Source organism: Thermanaeromonas sp. (assembly GCF_021890735.1).
Taxonomy (GTDB): Bacteria; Bacillota; DSM-521; order Neomoorellales; family Neomoorellaceae; genus Thermanaeromonas.
This window is the reverse complement of record NZ_JAKKUR010000122.1, coordinates 1-3585: the sequence shown is the minus strand read 5'-3', so window position 1 is coordinate 3585 and position 3585 is coordinate 1. Positions and strand designations below refer to the sequence as shown.

The window sequence follows — 3585 nt, the reverse complement described above, 5'->3', positions numbered from 1 at the left end:
AGCCTGAGCCTATCCCGCTTTCGCTGGTAAGCCGGAAAAGACCTATCTCACTGGTGTTATTCACGTGAGTTCCTCCGCATAGCTCCAAGCTATAATCCCCGATCTTTACCACCCGAACCTGCTCACCATATTTTTCACCAAAAAGGGCTATGGCGCCCATAGCCTTGGCTTCTGGCAAGGACGTCTCAAAGGTAGTCACCGGCAGGTTGGCCAAGATCTGTTCATTCACCCTGGCCTCTACTGCCTTTAACTCCTCTATGGTAAGTGGGGCAAAATGTGTAAAATCAAAGCGCAGGCGGTCCGGAGCGACTAGAGAACCGGCTTGAGCGGCGTGCTCGCCCAGCACGTCTTTTAATGCCCTATGGAGAAGGTGGGTGGCCGTATGGTTGCGAGCGGTGTTACGCCTTCTCTCTCGATCTACGGCAAGCTTAACCCGGTCTCCCTCGGCCAGCGTCCCCTTACGAACTTTTACCTCATGAATAATCCTGCCATCGGGTAAGCGGCGGGTGTCCCGGACTAAAGCCTCTCCATCTACCCAGAAGATCTGGCCCTGGTCTCCCACTTGGCCGCCGCCTTCCGGATAAAAGGGCGTGCGGTCAACTAGGACATATCCCTGTGCACCTTCTTCGAGGGCCTTAACCCGCTGACCATCCTGCACTAAAGCTAAAACTTCTGCCTCCTCCTCTAATGCTTCGTAGCCGGTAAAAAGACTTTGCCCGGTCTCCCCCAGAGCAGTAGCCAGGGCAACAGCCCATTCATAGGCTTTGCCTTCTTCCCGGGCGGCTCTGGCCCGCTCCCTCTGGTTTTCCATAGCCTGGGCAAAGCCCTCCCTGTCCACTCCCAACCCCCTTTCGGCCGCGATCTCCTCGGTAAGGTCCAGGGGAAAACCGTAAGTATCATAGAGGGTAAAAGCCTCTTGGCCGGTTATCACTTGCCGGCCTTCTTTCACGGCCCGGTCTAAAATGACATTTAAAACCCTCATGCCTTCATGGAGGGTACTGTGGAACCGCTCTTCTTCCTGCCGGATTACTCTCCTTATCTCCTCCTCCCTTTCCGCCAGCTCCGGGTAGGCCCCTCCCATAATGTCCACAACAACAGGTACCAGGCGGTAAAGGAAAGGTTTATCTAGACCTAAAGCCATGCCGAACCGGGAAGCCCGGCGCAAAATACGCCGCAAAACGTAGCTACGCCCTTCATTTCCCGGCAATACTCCGTCAGCTATTATAAACGTGCAGGATCGTGCATGGTCGGCAATAACACGGAAGGGGAAACCTTCCTCTCCGCGGTCGTACCTACGGCCGGTGATCTTCTCTACCGCTGCTATAAGGGGCCACAAGAGGTCAGTCTCAAAGTTGCTATCCACCCCCTGGAGGACAGAAGCCATACGCTCCAATCCCATGCCGGTATCGATACTGGGCCGTGGCAAAGGCGTAAGATTTCCGGCGGCATCGCGGTTGTACTGCATGAAAACCAAATTCCAGATCTCCAGCCATCTATCGCAGTCGCAGACCCCTAAAGCGCACCTTTCAGACGAACACGCATATTCAGGCCCGCGGTCATAGATGATTTCACTGCAAGGTCCACAGGGCCCGGTCTCCCCCATGGCCCAGAAATTATCCTTTTCTCCCATACGTACAATCCGCTCGGGCGAAAGCCCCGCTATCTCCTGCCAGAGCTCAAAGGCTTCCTCATCATCCCGGAAAACGGTAACCCACAGCCGCTCCTTGGGTAACTCTAAAACCCGTGTCAGAAACTCCCAAGCGAACTCAATAGCTTCTTTTTTGAAGTAATCACCAAAGGAAAAATTACCCAGCATCTCAAAAAAAGTATGGTGCCTGGCCGTCCGGCCTACAGTTTCCAGATCGTTATGTTTACCTCCTGCCCGGACGCATTTCTGCGCAGTAGTAGCCCGGCTATACGACCGCCGGTCCAGCCCTAGAAAAACGTCTTTAAACTGCACCATACCGGCATTAGTAAAAAGCAATGTGGGATCATTGTACGGCACCAGCGAAGAACTAGGTACGACAGTATGACCTTTGCTGGCAAAATACCGCAAAAAACTTTCCCGTAACTCGCTCCCTCTCAAGACGGGCCTCCACTCCTCGTCAAAACTAAACCTCGCCCCCGTTTGTCCGGGATGACGAGGTTTTGTCGGCTAAATTTTCCTTCATTATAACCTTATTTTTATGCCTTTGTCAATTAAGGTGCAATTTAAGGGCCTTATTTAAGCTCAAACGACCTTGGGCGGGTTATTTCTTTACTTCCTCTAAGGCACGTTCGAGAAGCTCTAAAGTTAAGGGTCCAGTGTATTTAAGTCTTATTACCCCCTGGGCATCCACCAAGTAGCTGGTAGGTATGGCGCGCACTAAGTAGAGTTTGGTGGCTACGTCCTCCGTATCCAAAACTACGGGAAAGGTGTAACCGTTTGTTTGTAAAAATTTTTTTACTTCCTCCAAAGACCTTTCGCTACTTATCAGGTTGACAGCTAAAACCTCGACCTCCCCCCTGTATTTCTCAAAGAATTCCTGTATCTCCGGCATCTCCGCCCGGCACGGCGGGCACCAAGTCGCCCAAAAATTAAGAAAAACAGGTTTGCCTTTAAGCTGTGAGAGAGCAACGGTCCTGCCCTGCATATCCGGTAAGGTAAAATCTGGAGCCAAGTATCCTACCTCCGGTCTTACCTCAACTTTTCCGGCTTCCGGCCTTCCGGTCGGCTTTTGGTCCACCAGCGAGCCTGAGGTGCTCCCGGCATCCCCTCCCGCTTCCCGGTCAGAGCGCCACAAGAAAAATCCCCCAGCTCCGGCTAAGAAAAGAAAAATTACTATCACTGATACTACTAATCCTACATTACGGCGCATAAGGGATCTCCTTTCCATCTTAAACTATTGGGCATCCCTGGGCTAAAACTTTTGGGCTAAAAAGTGAGCCATGAAGCTAAACGGTCCCAATTACCTGTCAATATGAGGAGACCCGCTCCCACCAGCACCCATCCGCTCGCCTTAACAAGGCGAGGCATCCAAGGTCTATACCGTGTTAAAACCTGTAAGAACCATCCCCAAGAAAGTGCTACAATAAGAAAGGGAACGCCTAACCCCAAGGAATATGCGCCCAACAAATAAGCGCCTGTAGAAAGGCTTGCCGTATTCCCCGCCAACACCAGGATGGACCCCAATACCGGCCCGGTGCAGGGCGTCCACCCGGCAGAAAAAGCCATCCCTAACAAAAAGGAACTCAAGGGACCAGCTTTCCTAGGCTGGAAATGAAACCGCTTTTCCAAGTTAAGAAGTTTTGGTTTCAGTATCTCAGCCATATGGAGACCAAAAATAATTATAATTAGTCCACTTATCTTCCGCACTAACGCTTGATGCCGCAAGAGGAGAGCGCCTACGGTGCTAGCCGAAAGACCTAAGAGGATAAAGATTAAACTAAAACCTATTATAAAAAGAAAGGCCTTCCCCAATACCGGCATCCTGACGCCCTTCGTTTTTTCAGCCCTTTCCAATTCACCTAATGCGGTACCCGCAAGATAACTCAAATAGCTCGGGACCAAGGGAAGCACACAAGGAGAAAGAAAAGAAATTACAC

3 protein-coding genes are annotated in these 3585 nt (G+C 51.4%); all 3 read right to left on the bottom strand.

What is annotated here, in order from left to right:
* A partial coding sequence (gene alaS / locus L5656_RS10955) for an alanine--tRNA ligase (protein ID WP_297202886.1) occupies window positions 1-2086 on the bottom strand: 2086 nt, incomplete at its 3' end.
* A 163-nt stretch (window positions 2087-2249) separates the two neighbouring features.
* Complete coding sequence (locus L5656_RS10950) at window positions 2250-2858, bottom strand: TlpA family protein disulfide reductase (RefSeq protein WP_297202883.1); 609 nt, start codon at window positions 2856-2858, stop codon at window positions 2250-2252.
* A 56-nt stretch (window positions 2859-2914) separates the two neighbouring features.
* Window positions 2915-3585 (bottom strand): cytochrome c biogenesis CcdA family protein (locus L5656_RS10945; protein WP_297202881.1); only part of this gene is annotated, 671 nt, incomplete at its 5' end.